The 13,976-nt window shown below is 74.3% G+C and carries 9 protein-coding genes and 1 riboswitch; of the genes, 5 read left to right on the top strand and 4 right to left on the bottom strand.

Going from position 1 to position 13,976, the window contains the following annotated elements; all coding sequences use genetic code 11:
• Positions 1-42 precede the first annotated feature (42 nt).
• Entirely contained in the window at positions 43-648 is a 606-nt protein-coding gene (locus ABZY33_RS01280; RefSeq protein WP_356489361.1) for a GNAT family protein, read from the bottom strand.
• Positions 645-1,772 carry a ThiF family adenylyltransferase gene (locus ABZY33_RS01275; protein ID WP_356489360.1) on the bottom strand — a complete coding sequence of 376 codons (1,128 nt, stop codon included), beginning with the start codon at positions 1,770-1,772 and terminating at the stop codon, positions 645-647. Before ABZY33_RS01275 ends, ABZY33_RS01280 begins: the two co-directional genes overlap by 4 nt.
• A 178-nt stretch (positions 1,773-1,950) precedes the next feature.
• Here ABZY33_RS01275 and ABZY33_RS01270 point away from each other — a divergent pair, with 178 nt between their 5' ends.
• On the top strand, positions 1,951-4,446 hold the full coding sequence (locus tag ABZY33_RS01270) for a polysaccharide lyase family 8 super-sandwich domain-containing protein (protein WP_356489359.1): 2,496 nt from the start codon (positions 1,951-1,953) through the stop codon (positions 4,444-4,446).
• A gap of 149 nt (positions 4,447-4,595) precedes the next feature.
• Here ABZY33_RS01270 and cobN read toward each other — a convergent pair whose 3' ends face one another.
• The gene (cobN, locus tag ABZY33_RS01265) at positions 4,596-8,339 is read right to left on the bottom strand and encodes a cobaltochelatase subunit CobN (RefSeq protein ID WP_356489358.1); all 3,744 of its coding nucleotides are present in this window, start codon (positions 8,337-8,339) and stop codon (positions 4,596-4,598) included.
• Positions 8,340-8,393: 54 nt separating this feature from the next.
• Positions 8,394-8,469: riboswitch (cobalamin riboswitch) on the bottom strand.
• 119 nt (positions 8,470-8,588) lie between these two features.
• Here cobN and ABZY33_RS01260 point away from each other — a divergent pair.
• Genes ABZY33_RS01260 through cobJ form a run of 3 tightly spaced genes read left to right on the top strand, consistent with a single transcriptional unit; the run spans position 8,589 to position 11,969 of the window.
• Positions 8,589-9,803, top strand: a complete 1,215-nt coding sequence (locus ABZY33_RS01260) for a cobalamin biosynthesis protein CobG (protein WP_356489357.1) — start codon at positions 8,589-8,591, stop codon at positions 9,801-9,803.
• Positions 9,796-10,437 carry a precorrin-8X methylmutase gene (locus tag ABZY33_RS01255; protein WP_356489356.1) on the top strand — a complete coding sequence of 214 codons (642 nt, stop codon included), beginning with the start codon at positions 9,796-9,798 and terminating at the stop codon, positions 10,435-10,437. Before ABZY33_RS01260 ends, ABZY33_RS01255 begins: the two co-directional genes overlap by 8 nt.
• Positions 10,434-11,969 carry a precorrin-3B C(17)-methyltransferase gene (gene cobJ, locus ABZY33_RS01250; RefSeq protein WP_356489355.1) on the top strand — a complete coding sequence of 512 codons (1,536 nt, stop codon included), beginning with the start codon at positions 10,434-10,436 and terminating at the stop codon, positions 11,967-11,969. The genes ABZY33_RS01255 and cobJ overlap by 4 nt, the downstream gene beginning before the upstream one ends.
• On the opposite strand, the gene ABZY33_RS01245 is transcribed toward cobJ, so the two are convergent.
• Positions 11,939-12,709: a cobalt-precorrin-6A reductase gene (locus ABZY33_RS01245; protein WP_356489354.1), complete on the bottom strand. Its 771-nt coding sequence runs from the start codon at positions 12,707-12,709 to the stop codon at positions 11,939-11,941. The genes cobJ and ABZY33_RS01245 overlap by 31 nt on opposite strands.
• Before the next feature lie 11 nt (positions 12,710-12,720).
• Here ABZY33_RS01245 and ABZY33_RS01240 point away from each other — a divergent pair, with 11 nt between their 5' ends.
• Positions 12,721-13,836: a cobalt-precorrin-5B (C(1))-methyltransferase gene (locus tag ABZY33_RS01240; RefSeq protein WP_356489353.1), complete on the top strand. Its 1,116-nt coding sequence runs from the start codon at positions 12,721-12,723 to the stop codon at positions 13,834-13,836.
• The last annotated feature ends 140 nt before the right edge of the window (positions 13,837-13,976 follow it).

Raw genomic sequence — 13,976 nt, 5'->3', positions numbered from 1 at the left:
GACGGCCCGGGCCCGGGGCATGTCCCGGGCCCGGGCCCCCGCTCAGGCCAGCAGCACCGCGTCACCCCCCTCCAGGACGGCCCGCTCCGCGGCGGTGGCCGCCGGGATCCACTCCGGGGCGAGGGCCGCGTACGTCGTGACGTCGTGCCAGGCGCCCTGGGTGTGGAACAGCTCGCGCAGGGTCGCCTCCGGGCGCAGTCCGGCCGCGAGCATCACCTGCCGCATCCGGGTGTGGTCGGTGCGGTGGCCGGCCCAGACGCGGTGCAGGCCGAGGCGGCCGAAGGCGTACGCCATCAGCAGCCGGCCCGCTTCGTGGCCGTGGCCACGGACCGGGGCGTCAGGGAGCAGGACGAGGCCGGTGAGCATGGCGTTGCGGCCGTACTCCTCTACGAGCAGGCCCACCGTGCCGACCATCGTCCCGTCGCCGGGCGCGCACACCGCGAGGGTGTGTTTGCGGCGCGGGTGGGTGTAGGGCTGGGCCAGGCACTGGGCGAAGGCGTCCTGGGCCTGGCGGGCGTCCATCCGGTCGGCGCCGAGGTAGCGGGTGAGGACGGGGTGGGTGTGGATGCGTTCGAAGGGGGCGAGGTCGGTGGCGCGCATCTCACGCAGCCAGAGCCGTTCGCCGTGCAGTTCGGGCAGGTGGGTCACAGGGCGGCTCCGGCGGGTTCGCGGACGGGGTCGGCGCCGATGAGGGCTTCGAGGTCGATGTAGTACCGGCCCGAGCGGACCGGGTGGCCGAGCAGGACGCGGCGCGCGGTGTCGGTGACGAGGGCGCCGCCGAGCTGGACGCCGCTGGCGAGCTGGGGCCAGCTGGAGAGGGTGGAGCCGACGCGGCCGAGCGCGTCGGTCATCGCGGGGCTCAGCCGGTCGGCGTCGCAGACCCGCAGCAGGAAGGCGAGGAGCCCCGCGGGGTCGAGGGCGCGCAGGTCGCCGGCGGTGACGGGGCCGGCCAGGCCGTGGAAGAGGGGGCGGCCGGGTTCCTCGTCGAAGCGCTCGACGTCCAGCATGCCGCGGTCGTTGGTGTCCATCAGGACGGGGACGCGGCGGGCGCGGGCGTACTCGCGGGCGGCGACCTTCACCCAGGTCGTGTCGCACTCCTCGATCAGCAGGTCGAGGGGGTGGTCGCGGTCGCCGAAGAAGGAGTCGAGGGTGGACTCCGTGAGGCCCTCGGGCCACAGCTCGATGTCGAGATAGGGGTCGATCTCGTACATCTGGCGGGCGCACAGGACGGTCTTGGGCAGGCCCAGGTCGTGGACGCCGGCCCGCAGGCGGTTCAGGTTGCTCAGGCCGAGGTGGTCGAAGTCCGCCAGGCGGAACGATCCTCCTACGCCTTCCATGGCGCAGGTGAGCGCCGCGCTGTTGCCGACGGACAGGCCGATCACGCCGATCCGGCGGCCGAGCAGATGGCGCTGCTCGGTGGTGCTGATCTTGTCCCGGTTGCGGTCGGTGCGCACCCGGCGGAACTGCGGCTCCGGCAGGACGTGGACCAGCCGCCCCGACCACGGGTACCAGACCCAGGTGCCGTACCGGTGCCGGTCGGGCCCGGCGCACAGCTCCTCGGCGGCGGCGTCGAGCCGCGCGCCGGTCAGCGCGTCGGCGGGGCGCAGACAGCGCGCCAGCTCCGCGAGTTGCTCGTCGATGCGGTCGTGCGTCTCCCGTACGGCGCCCGAGGCGGTGAGCGCGTCGAAACGCGCCCGGTCAGCGGCCTCGGACAGGCACAGGAGGACGGGCTGGAAAACGTCTCCTTGCAGTGAAATATCGGAAATGATCACGAGGCGGGAAGGTAGCAGTCTCCGGAACACGGAAAGCCCTTGCTCACCGGGGTGCCGGGCGCCGAATAAATGATCGGATCCCGGCCGCCGCGCCCCTTGTCGCCCGCCCGGCCGTCTGCTTGACTCCCGCCGCCGAGCCCTGCCGACCCGGCGTCACCCCGCGCGTGGAGGAGACCCGATGGAGATCACCCGCAGACGCCTGCTCGCCGCCCTCTCCGCCGCCGGGGTCCTGGCCGCCGTGCCCACCGGGCGGGCGAGTGCGGCGGAGGTCGCGCAGGGGGTGGCACGGCTGCTCGCCAATACCGTGGAGGTGTTCGCGGGGAACGCGGCGGCCGGCGCCCGCGCGGAGACCGCGGCCAAGCGCGCCGCCGTGGAGAAGACGGCACGGGCCGACCTGGCCTCCCTGGACGCGGCCTCCGGCGACGGCGAACTCTTCGCCGGGCTGCCGCTCGGCACCAGCGCCCCGAACCTGAACACCACCTACCAGCGCCTCTACGAGATCGCCCTCGCCACCCGCATGCCGGGGCTCTCCCCCGACCTGTACGCGAACACGGCCGTGCAGGACCGGGTCCTCGACGCCCTCGCGTGGCTGCACGCGCACTACTACGGCGACCAGGCGACGGGGTACTACGGCAACTGGTTCACCTGGGAGATCGGCCTCTCGCAGCACATCAGCAGGACGCTGGTGCTGCTCGCCGACCGCGCCCCGGCCGCGCTCGTCACCGCCTACCTCGCCTCCATGGACGCGTATCTGCGCAACGGCGAGGACGGTGACGTCGACCTCGACTCGCGGTTCCACACCGGCGCCAACCTCGCCGACATCACCACCAACCGCATCCTCCAGGGCGCGCTCACCGGCGGCGCCGCGGGCGAGGCACGCATCCGCAAGGCGCTCACCGACCAGCTGACCGTCTTCGCGACCATCGATCCGTACGCCCTGGAGCACGGGGTCACGGACGGGTACTACGCCGACGGGTCCTTCATCCAGCACGCCTCCGTCGCCTACACGGGCTCGTACGGCAAGGGCCTGCTCAGCCGGGTCGTGCAGACGCTGAAGCTGCTGGACGGGACCGGGTTCGCGCACGGCGGCGAGCTGGTGCCCACCGTGTACGGCTGGGTGCGGGACGGGTTCGCGCCGCTGATCTTCGAGGGCTGGATGATGGAGGCGGTGAAGGGGCGGGCGGTGTCGCGCACCGGCACCGGGTACGCCGACGTCGCCACCATCGTGGAGGCCGTCGTCGACCTCGCCTCCCTGGCCACCGGGGACACGGCGAGCGCCCTGAAGTCGTACGTCAAACACCTGCGCGCCACGTCCCGGGCGGCCCTCGACCCAGCCGTCTTCGTCTCGCCGCTCAGCATCGTCCGCTACGCCGGCCTCCTCGCCGACACCTCCGTGCCCGCCGCCGACCTCAATCCGGCGGCGCGTTCGGTCGCCTTCGACGCCATGGACCGCACGGTGCACCGCAGACCCGGGTACGCGTTCGCGCTGGCCCGCAGCTCCCGCCGGATCAGCAAGTACGAGTACATGAGCGGCGAGAACCTGCTGCCCTGGTTCCAGGGTGACGGCGCGCACTACCTGTACCTCTCGGGGCAGGACCAGACGCAGGCGTACGGCGTCGACTACTTCACGGCCGTCTCCCCGTACGGACTTGCGGGGGTGACCGCGCCGGTCGAACACCGCGGGTCCGTACCGGAGTTGTACGACGGCAAGCTGTTCTACGACAACCCGGACCACCCGCTGGACTTCACGGCGTCGAGCGAGTCGCAGAACACGTACGTCTACTTCCCGACGGCCACGGGGGACCACTCGGGCGGCGCGGTGCTGGGCGCGTACGGCGCGGTGGGCTGGGTGCTCGGTGAGGACGTGCCGTGGCGGGACAAGCGGGCGGGGATCCTGCCGGACGACTTCGTGGTGTACCGCGGCGCGCGGGCGACGAAGTCGTGGTTCCTGCTCGACGACGAGATCGTGGTGCTCGCGGCCGGGGTCGGGGACGCACCGGGCGCGGGCCGGGCGGTGACGACGACGCTGGACGCGCGGATCGCGGCGGCGGGCGACGCGGTCTCCGTCACGGAGGGCGCGGGCTGGGTGCGGTACGCCAACGCGACCCAGGGCACGGCCGTCGGGTACGCGCTCCTGTCCGGTCCCGCCCCGAAGGCGCGGCTCGCCACAGTGACGCGCAGCCGCCGGGCCGTGCGCACCTCGAACCCGGACACGGCCGTCACCCGGCAGGTGTTCTCGCTGACGGTGGAACAGGCGGCGCGGGCCCGGCCGGCCGCCTTCGCCTACGCGCTGCTGCCGAACGCCTCCGAGGCGGCGGTCCGCCACCACCGCGGCGCGGAGGTCCTCGCCAACACCCCGCGCCTCCAGGCCGTACGGCACCGGGGGCTCGGTCTGACGGCCGCCAACGCCTTCGCCCCGGGCCCGCACCATGCGGCGGGGATCACCGTGGACGGCCCGGCGTCGGTCCTGGTGCGGCGGGACAAGGACGTGACGGTCGCGGTGTCCGACCCGACGACCGGCCGGTCCACGGTGACGGTGGTGCTGCGCGGGCGGGCCTTGCGGAAGGTGTCGGGTGACGACGCGGTGCGAGCGACCCGGGTACCGGGCGGCACCCGGATCGAGGTGCGCACGCACCACGCCTATGGGCGGAGCTTCACGGCGACGCTGCGCTAGCCGCTGCGGCTGTCAGAACTCGGAGGTCTCCAGCGCCCTGGCGGCGCTGCCGCGCTCAGCCGCATGGAGGCACCCTCGATGTCCGATGCTTCCAGGCGCCCCATGTCAGGCCTCGCCGCTCAGCGCGGACCTCGCCCCGCGGGCGGAGCCTACTCGTCGGACTCCAGGTCGCCCTCGGTCTCCAGGTAGACCTGGCGCAGGGCCTCCAGGGTCGCCGGGTCCGGCTTCTCCCACATGCCGCGGGACTCGGCCTCCAGGAGGCGTTCGGCGATGCCGTGCAGGGCCCAGGGGTTGGCCTCGGAGAGGAACTGGCGGTTCGTCTCGTCCAGGACGTACGTCTGCGTGAGCTTGTCGTACATCCAGTCGGCGATGACGCCGGTCGTCGCGTCGTAGCCGAAGAGGTAGTCGACCGTCGCGGCGAGTTCGAAGGCGCCCTTGTAGCCGTGGCGGCGCATCGCCTCGATCCACTTGGGGTTGACGACGCGGGCGCGGAAGACGCGGGAGGTCTCCTCGACGAGCGTGCGGGTGCGGACCGTCTCGGGGCGGGTCGAGTCGCCGATGTACGCCTCGGGGGCGGTGCCGCGCAGCGCGCGGACGGTCGCCACCATGCCGCCGTGGTACTGGAAGTAGTCGTCGGAGTCGGCGATGTCGTGCTCGCGGGTGTCGGTGTTCTTCGCCGCGACCGCGATGCGCTTGTAGGCCGTCTCCATCTCCGCGCGGGCCGACGTGCCGTCCAGGCCGCGGCCGTACGCGTAGCCGCCCCAGACCGTGTAGACCTCCGCGAGGTCCGCGTCCGTGCGCCAGTCCTTGGAGTCGATCAGCTGGAGGATGCCCGCGCCGTACGTGCCGGGGCGGGAGCCGAAGATGCGGGTGGTGGCGCGGCGTTCGTCGCCGTGCTCGGCGAGGTCGGCCTGGGTGTGGGCGCGCACGTGGTTGTGCTCGGCCGGTTCGTCGAGGGAGGCCGCGAGGCGGACCGCGTCGTCGAGCAGGCCGATGGTGTGCGGGAACGCGTCGCGGAAGAAGCCGGAGATGCGCAGCGTGACGTCGATGCGGGGGCGGTTCAGCTCCTCGTACGGGATGGGTTCCAGGCCCGTCACGCGGCGCGAGGCGTCGTCCCAGACCGGGCGGACGCCCAGGAGAGCGAGGGCTTCCGCGATGTCGTCGCCGGCGGTGCGCATGGCGCTGGTGCCCCACAGGGAGAGGCCCACAGAGGTGGGGTACTCCCCGTCGTTGTCCGACTTGTAGCGCTCGATCAGGGAGTCGGCCAGGGCCTGGCCCGTTTCCCAGGCGAGGCGGGAGGGGACGGCCTTGGGGTCCACGGAGTAGAAGTTGCGGCCGGTCGGCAGGACGTTGACCAGGCCGCGGAGCGGGGAGCCGCTCGGCCCTGCCGGGACGAAGCGGCCCTCCAGTGCGCGTACGGAGTTGTCCAGTTCGGCGGTGGTCGCGTCGAGGCGGGGGACCACTTCCGTGGCGGCGAAGGTGAGGATCTGGTGGACGGGGCTGTCCTGGGCGCCTGATTCATCCGTGCCCGGCGTCTGCCGCCTTGCCCACCCTGCCGCCCCAGGCGGCAGATCGCCCGAGGAGGGGTCGGCCAGGGCGGGAGGCGGGGAGGGGATGCCGGCCACGGCGGCGCTCACCTGGTCCGGGTTCCAGTCCGCCGCCTCCATCGCCTCGACCAGGGCGCGGGCCGCTTCCTCCGCCTCGTCCGCGGAGACGCGGGTCGCCTTCGACTCGTCCAGGCCGAGCGCCTCCCGCAACCCCGGCAGGGCCTGCGTGCCGCCCCAGATCTGGCGGGCGCGCAGGATCGCCAGGACGAGGTTGACGCGGTCGGGGCCGGCCGGGGCCTGGCCCAGGACGTGCAGGCCGTCGCGGATCTGGGCGTCCTTGATCTCACAGAGCCAGCCGTCGAGCTGCATGATGAACTCGTCGAAGCCCTCGTCCTCGGGCCGGTCCTCGACCCCCAGGTCGTGGTCCAGCTTCGCGGCCTGGATGAGGGTCCAGATCTGTGCGCGGATCGCGGGGAGCTTCGCCGGGTCCATGGCGGCGATCTGGGCGTGCTCGTCCAGGAGTTGTTCCAGGCGGGCGATGTCGCCGTAGGAGTCGGCGCGCGCCATCGGCGGCACCAGGTGGTCGATGAGGGTGGCGTGGACGCGGCGCTTGGCCTGGGTGCCCTCGCCGGGGTCGTTGACCAGGAACGGGTAGACCAGCGGCAGGTCGCCGAGGGCCGCGTCGGGGGCGCAGGCGGCGGAGAGGCCCGCGTTCTTGCCGGGCAGCCACTCCAGGTTGCCGTGCTTGCCGAGGTGGATCATCGCGTCCGCGCCGAACCCGCCGTCTTCGGCGGACGCCGCGATCCAGCGGTAGGCCGCCAAGTAGTGGTGCGAGGGCGGCAGATCGGGGTCGTGGTAGATCGCGATGGGGTTCTCGCCGAAGCCGCGCGGCGGCTGGATGAGGACGAGCAGGTTGCCGCGGCGCAGGGCCGCGAGCACGATGTCGCCCTCGGGGTTGCGGGAGCGGTCGAGGAACATCTCGCCGGGCGGCGGGCCCCAGTGCCGCTCGACGGCGTCGCGCAGCTCCCGCGGCAGCGTCCCGTACCAGCGCCGGTAGTCGGCGGCCGGGATGCGGACGGGGTTGCGGGCGAGCTGCTCCTCGGTCAGCCACTCCTGGTCGTGGCCGCCCGCGTCGATCAGCGCGCGGATCAGCTCGTCGCCGTCGCCGGAGGCGAGACCGGGGATGTCGGACTCGGGCCCGAAGTCGTAGCCCTCGGCGATCAGGCGCTTGAGCAGGACGATCGCGGAGGCGGGGGTGTCCAGGCCGACCGCGTTGCCGATCCGGGAGTGCTTGGTCGGGTACGCGGACAGGACGAGGGCCAGCTTCTTGTCCTGGGCGGGGATGTGGCGCAGGCGGGCGTGGCGGACGGCGATCCCGGCGACGCGGGCGGCGCGCTCGGGGTCGGCGACGTACGCGGGCAGGCCGTCCTCGTCGATCTCCTTGAACGAGAACGGCACGGTGATGAGGCGCCCGTCGAACTCCGGCACCGCGATCTGGCTCGCGGCGTCCAGCGGTGAGACGCCCTCGTCGTTCTGCTCCCAGTCGGCGCGGGAGGAGGTCAGGCACAGGGCCTGGAGGATCGGCACGTCGAGGCCGGTGAGGGCGCCCGCGTCCCACGACTCGTCGTCGCCGCCCGCGCTCGCCTCGGCGGGGCGGGTGCCGCCGGCCGCGAGGACGGTGGTGACGATGGCGTCGGCCGGGCGCAGCGCCTCGATCAGCTCCGGTTCGGGGGCGCGCAGCGAGGCCACGTAGAGCGGCAGCGGGCGGGCCCCGGCGCGCTCGATCGCGTCGCACAGGGCGTCGACGAAGGCCGTGTTGCCACTCATGTGGTGGGCGCGGTAGTAGAGCACGGCGACCGTCGGGCCCGCCGTCCGCGCCGGGGTGCGCTCCAGCGGGCCCCAGGACGGCGCGGGGGCGGGCGGGTCGAAGCCGTGGCCGGTGAGCAGGACCGTGTCGGAGAGGAAGTGCGCGAGCTGGCCGAGGTTGGCGGGGCCGCCGTGCGCGAGGTAGGCGTGGGCCTCCGCCGCGATGCCGACGGGGACCGTGGAGGCCGCCATCAGCTGGGCGTCGGGGGCCTGTTCACCGCTGAGCACGACCAGCGGGAGGCCGGCGGCGGTCAGCCGGTCGATGCCGTCCTGCCAGGCGCGGACTCCGCCCAGGAGGCGGACGACGACCAGGGCGACGCCGTCGAGGAGCGCCGGGAGTTCGCTCTCCACGTCGATCCGGGAGGGGTTCGCGAAGCGGTACGTGACCGGGGCGCCGGCGGCGGTGTTCGCCGCGCGGGCGCTGAGCAGGTCGGTGTCGGACGTCGACAGGAGCAGGAGCTGCGCGGGCTGCTGGGGCATGCGTCGGCTGGCCTTCCTCGGGGTGTCCGCGCCCCGGGTGGGTTCTGACGGCGGGAGTTCCTGGCTCACCCTCTGCGTATGAGAGGGCTCACAGTGGCGGGACCGCGCCGGATTCGCACCGGGCTTCCTCCCCTGTCGCCGTCGCTGGCGATGGCGGCGGACCGGACGGGGCCGCCGCGGTCATCGTACGGGTCGGGGGCATGACCTGGTACGGGAAGCCCGGCACAGGCGGTGGGTATGCTCCGTCGCATGCCCGCCTCCCCCATACCCATTGGTCCCGGCGCGTCCGGTACGCCCGGTACGTTCCGGGGTGACGCCTGTCCGGGCGCGCTGCGGCTGCACGCGGCGGACGACGGTTTCCTGGCCCGGGTCCGGGTCCCCGGCGGGGTGCTCGACGTGGCCGGGGCGCGGGCGCTCGGCGACGCGGCCCGGCGGCTCGGCGACGGCTCGCTGCACCTCACCTCGCGGGGCAACGTGCAGCTGCGCGGCCTGCGGGACGGGTGCGGCGGGGAGCTGGCGGAGCTGCTGGGCGCGGCCGGGCTGCTGCCGTCGGCGGCGCACGAGCGGGTCCGTAACGTGGTGGCTTCGCCGCTGTCCGGGCTCGACGGTCTCGGGTTCGTGGACGTACGGGGGTGGCTGACCGGGCTCGACGCGGGGGTGCTGGCCAGTTCCGTGACGCCCGCGCTGTCCGGGCGGTTTCTCTTCGGGCTCGACGACGGGCGCGGGGATGTGGCCGGGCTCGGCCCCGACGTGCTGCTGCGCGGCTGCCCGGACGGTTCCGCGGTGCTCGCGGTCGGCGGGGCGGAGTTCCTGGTGCGGTACGAGGATGCGGCGCGGGCGGCGGTGGTCGCGGCGGAGGTCTTCGTCGAGGCCGCGCGCGATGTCTCTGGCCGACGCGTCTGGCGGGTCCGCGAACTGGACCTTCCCGCACCGGAGTTGACCACTCGCATGGCTGCCCGCCTCCACGCGGCCGGCATCGAGTCGAACCCCGCCAGGGGCGCGGGGAACTGCGCGACCAGCCACGACGGCGTAGCACCGGCCGGTCAGGGCGCGCACGCCCTCACCGTGACCCCCCGGCTCGGCGCGGTCAGCGCCGCACAGTGGGCGGCCCTGACCACCCTGATCACCCAACTCCCCCCAGGAGAAATCCGCCTGACCCCCTGGAAGGGAATCGTCGTCCCCGCCGCGGGCCCCCCGCACGCCGCCCACCTCACCCGCACCGGCCTGGTGACCGACCCCGAATCCCCCTGGACCCGCATCGGCGCCTGCACAGGCCGCCCCGGCTGCGCCAAGGCCCACGCCGACGTGCGGGCCGACGCGACGGCCAGGCACCCGCACCTGCCCACCTACTGGTCCGGCTGTGAGCGCCGCTGCGGTCACCCGGCCGGACCGTACGTCGACGTCGTGGCCCGACCCGACGGCACGTACGCCGTCACGACCGAAAGAGCCGAACCCCGTGTATGACTACGAGAAGGACGGCGCCGCGATCTACCGCGAGTCCTTCGCCACCATCCGCGCCGAGGCGGCAGCCGGCCTCGCCGCGCTCCCCGCCGACGTCGCCCAGGCGGCGGTCCGCATGATCCACGCCTGCGGCCAGGTGGACCTCGTCCAGGACATCGGCCACTCCGCCGGTGTCGTGGCGAAGGCGCGGGCGGCCCTGCGCGGCGGGGCGCCGATCCTGTGCGACGCGCGGATGGTCGCCAGCGGGGTCACCCGTAAGCGGCTGCCCGCCGACAACGAGGTGCTCTGCACCCTGAACGAGCCGCAGGTGCCCGCGCTGGCGGCCGAGTTGGGGACCACGCGCAGCGCCGCCGCCCTGGAGCTGTGGCGGGACCGGCTGGACGGTGCCGTCGTCGCCATCGGCAACGCGCCGACCGCCCTCTTCCACCTCCTGGAGATGATCGGCAAGGGCGCGCCGCGGCCGGCGGCGGTCCTCGGCATCCCGGTCGGGTTCGTCGGTGCCGCCGAGTCCAAGGACGCGCTGGCCGCCAACGAGCTGGGCCTGGAGTACCTGATCGTCCGCGGGCGCCGTGGCGGCAGCGCCATCACCGCGGCCGCGATCAACGCCATAGCGACCGAGGTGGAGATCCAGGCATGAGCGACACCCCCGCCACCACCCCCGGCAAGCTGTACGGCGTCGGGCTCGGCCCCGGCGATCCGGAGCTGATGACCGTCGCCGCCGTCCGCGCCATCGCAGGCGCCGACGTCATCGCGTACCACTGCGCCCGCCACGGCCGTTCCATCGCCCGCTCGATCGCCGCGGAGCACATCCGGGAGGGGCAGATCGAGGAGCGGCTGATGTATCCGCTCACCGTCGAGACGACGGACCACCCCGGCGGGTACCGCGGCGCGCTCGACGACTTCTACGCCGAGGCCGCCGCCACGCTCGCCGCGCACCTCGACGCGGGCCGCACGGTCGCGGTCCTCGCGGAGGGCGACCCGTTCTTCTACGGCTCCTACCAGCACATGCACAAGCGGCTCGCGCACCGCTACGCCACCACCGTCATCCCGGGTGTCACCTCGGTGAGCGCGGCCGCCGCCCGGCTCGGGGAGCCCTTGTGCGAGGACACGGAGACGCTGACCGTCATCCCGGGGACGCTGCCCGAGGACGAGCTGACCGCGCGGATCGCGGCCGCGGACTCCGCGGTGGTGATGAAGCTGGGCCGCACGTTCACCAAGGTCCGCGCCGCGCTGGAGAGTTCGGGGCGGCTGGGCGACGCGCGCTATGTCGAGCGGGCCTTCATGGCGGGCGAGCGTACCGGCGCACTCGCCGGGATCGACCCGCAGTCCGTCCCGTACTTCTCCGTCGCGGTGCTGCCCTCGCGGATCGACCGCACCGACGCCGAGCCGGCCGACGCGCCGGGCCGCGGTGAGGTCGTGGTCGTCGGGACCGGCCCGGCGGGCGCGCCGTGGCTGACGCCCGAGTCGCGCGGCGCCCTCGCCAACGCCGACGACCTCGTCGGCTACACCACCTACCTCGACCGGGTGCCGCGGCGCCCGGGACAGCGCCGGCACGGTTCGGACAACAAGGTGGAGTCCGAGCGCGCCGAGTTCGCGCTCGACCTGGCCCGGCGCGGGCGGCGCGTGGCCGTCGTCTCGGGCGGTGACCCGGGGGTCTTCGCGATGGCGACGGCCGTCCTGGAGGTCGCCGCGCAGGAGGCGTACGCCGACGTGCCCGTCCGCGTCCTGCCGGGGGTGACCGCCGCCAACGCGGCCGCCGCGAAGGCGGGCGCCCCGCTCGGCCACGACTACGCGACGATCTCCCTCTCCGACCGGCTCAAGCCGTGGGAGGTGATCGCGGAGCGGCTGCGCACGGCGGCGGCGGCCGATCTGGTGCTGGCCCTCTACAACCCGGGTTCGCGCAGCCGCACCTGGCAGGTCGGCAAGGCGCGCGAACTCCTCCTCGAACTGCGGCTGCCGGACACCCCGGTCGTCCTCGCCCGGGACGTGGGCGGCCCCGAGGAGAGCGTCCGCACGGTCCGCCTGGCCGACCTCGACCCGGCCGTCGTCGACATGCGCACGCTGCTGATCGTGGGCTCGTCCCAGACGCAGGCGGTCGTACGGGGGGACGGGCGGGCGGTGACGTGGACGCCCCGCCGCTATCCGGAGGCCGGGGCGGAGAAGGACTGAGCCCAGGCGGCCGCCGCCTCGACGGTGGCCGCCACCGGTACGCCGCCGGGGGCGGGCGGGCGCCGCACCACGATCACCGGGATGCCCGCCTCCCGGGCCGCCGTCAGCTTGGGGGCGGTCGCGGCGCCGCCGCTGTCCTTGGTGAGCAGGACGTCGATGCGGTGCCGGGCGAGGAGGGCGCGCTCCCCCTCCAGGGTGAACGGGCCCCGGTCGAGCAGCAGCTCCATGCGGGGCGGGCAGGGCGGCTGCGGGGCGTCGACCGTGCGGACGAGGAAGAACGCGTCGTCCACGGGGGCGAACGTGGCGAGCCCGAGCCGCCCGGTGGTCAGGAACACCCTGCGGCCCGCCGCCGGCAGGGCCCGCGCCGCCTCGGCCAGAGAGGCGACCTCGCGCCAGTCGTCGCCCTCGCCCGGGACCCAGCCGGGCCGGCGCAGCGCCAGCAGGGGAACATGGGTGGTGGCGGCCGCCCGGGCCGCGTTGGAACTGATCTTCTCGGCGAAGGGATGCGTGGCGTCGATGACCGCGTCCACGGCGTGCTCGCGCAGCCAGGCGGCGAGGCCCGCGGCCCCGCCGAACCCGCCGATCCGCACCGCGCCGGGCGGCAGCCGCGGCGCGGCGACCCGGCCCGCGAGCGAGCTGGTCACCCGCAACCCGGGGTGCGGCCCGAGGGCCTCGGCGAGGCGCCGGGCCTCCGTGGTCCCGCCCAGGACGAGGACGTGTGCCGGGGGCGTCGGGTGCATCGGGGGGCTCCATGGGTGACATGCCTGAGGCGAAGGGCGGGCGCGGCGCCCAACTCAAGCACACCGGTCTGCGGCCCGGCTGGACCACGGGTGCCTGTGCGACGGCCGCGACGACCGCCGCGTACACGGCGCTGCTGACCGGCCACTTCCCGGACCCGGTAACGATCACGCTGCCGAAGGGCCAGACGCCCGCGTTCGCGCTCGCCGTCGAGGCGCACGACGGGGGGTCGGCGACGGCCGGGGTGGTCAAGGACGCGGGCGACGACCCGGACGTGACGCACGGGGCGCTGGTACGGGCCACGGTGCGGCTGCTGCCCGCCGGGTCCGGCGTCGTCTTCCGGGCGGGCCCCGGCGTCGGCACCGTCACCCGGCCCGGACTGCCGCTCGACGTGGGGGAGCCCGCGATCAATCCGGTGCCGCGGCAGCTGATCCGGGAGCATGTGGCGCGGGTCGCGGCGGAGTGCGGCGGGGGCGGCGACGTGGAGGTCACCGTCTCCATCGACCACGGCGAGGAGATCGCCCGCTCCACCTGGAACCCGCGGCTCGGCATCCTCGGCGGGCTCTCCGTCCTCGGCACCACCGGCGTCGTCGTGCCCTACTCCTGTTCGGCGTGGATCGACTCGATCCGGCGCGGGGTGGACGTGGCGCGGGCGGCGGGCCGTACGCACGTCGCCGGGTGCACGGGGTCCACCTCGGAGCGGACGGTGGTTCGGGAGTACGGGTTGCCGGAGGAGGCCTTGCTCGACATGGGGGACTTCGCGGGGGCCGTCTTGAAGTACATCCGGCGGCATCCGGTGGAGCGGCTCACGTTGTGCGGTGGTTTCGCGAAGCTGTCCAAGCTGGCGGCGGGCCATCTCGACCTGCACTCGGGGCGCTCGCAGGTGGACAAGGGGTTTCTGGCGGAGCTGGCGGTGCGGGGGGGTGCGGGTCCGGAGTTGGCGGCGTCCGTCTCTGCCGCGAATACGGGGTTGGCGGCGTTGCAGCTCTGTGCGGGGGCGGGGGTTCCGCTCGGGGACCTGGTGGCGGCGGAGGCGTGTCGCCAGGCCCAGCTCGTCCTGCGCGAGGCGCCCGTCTCGGTGGATGTCCTCTGCATTGACCGGGGCGGGGCAGTAGTGGGCCGGGGTTGACACCCCGCGCCCCTAGGCAGTCATTCGGCTGCCGGCCGGTGGGGACTTCTCGCGCAGTTCCCCGCGCCCCTGGAGCATGCGGCTTCGCCGCAGCCCCATGGGCCCGATGAGATGGCGCACGCAGTGCGCATCTCAGGGGC

This window comes from Streptomyces sp. NPDC006552 (genome assembly GCF_040611655.1).
GTDB lineage: Bacteria > Actinomycetota > Actinomycetes > Streptomycetales > Streptomycetaceae > Streptomyces.
This window is presented reverse-complemented; position numbering and strand designations above follow the sequence as displayed.

Coding starts and splice junctions, on each gene's coding strand:
- ABZY33_RS01270 (WP_356489359.1), top strand. CDS start 1,951: ATGGAGATCACCCGCAGACGCCTGCTCGCCGCCCTCTCCGCCGCCGGG.
- cobN (WP_356489358.1), bottom strand. CDS start 8,339: ATGCCCCAGCAGCCCGCGCAGCTCCTGCTCCTGTCGACGTCCGACACC.
- ABZY33_RS01260 (WP_356489357.1), top strand. CDS start 8,589: ATGCCCGCCTCCCCCATACCCATTGGTCCCGGCGCGTCCGGTACGCCC.
- cobJ (WP_356489355.1), top strand. CDS start 10,434: ATGAGCGACACCCCCGCCACCACCCCCGGCAAGCTGTACGGCGTCGGG.
- ABZY33_RS01245 (WP_356489354.1), bottom strand. CDS start 12,709: ATGCACCCGACGCCCCCGGCACACGTCCTCGTCCTGGGCGGGACCACG.
- ABZY33_RS01240 (WP_356489353.1), top strand. CDS start 12,721: ATGGGTGACATGCCTGAGGCGAAGGGCGGGCGCGGCGCCCAACTCAAG.